Annotated in this window: 1 pseudogene; it reads left to right on the forward strand. The window is 59.1% G+C overall.

Annotated elements, in window-relative coordinates:
- Nucleotides 1-357 (forward strand): annotated as a pseudogene (locus C5748_RS28440) (autotransporter outer membrane beta-barrel domain-containing protein); the annotation flags it as partial.

The raw sequence follows: 357 nt of genomic DNA on the forward strand, positions 1-357 counted from the left end.
GCTTCCGGGGGCACGCTGGCGCCCGGCAACTCCATCGGCACGCTCAACGTCGCCAACATCACCATCAATGCCGGTTCGACCTACACGGTTGAACTCAACGATGGCGGTTTTGTCGCTGGCACCAACAGCGATCTTCTCAACGCCACCGGCACGGCGACCATCAATGGCGGCAATGTGCATGTGACGCCCGTCAACGGCACTGACGACGGTTCGACCTATACCGTTGGTGGCGTCTATACGATCATCACGGCGGGCACGGCCGTTACCGGCACGTTCGACACGCTGACCGACGACTACGCCTTCCTCAATTTCGCACTCGGCTATGACGCGAACAATGTTTTCCTAACATCCTCTCTT

This window comes from Phyllobacterium phragmitis (assembly GCF_002980495.1).
Lineage (GTDB): Bacteria > Pseudomonadota > Alphaproteobacteria > Rhizobiales > Rhizobiaceae > Paramesorhizobium > Paramesorhizobium phragmitis.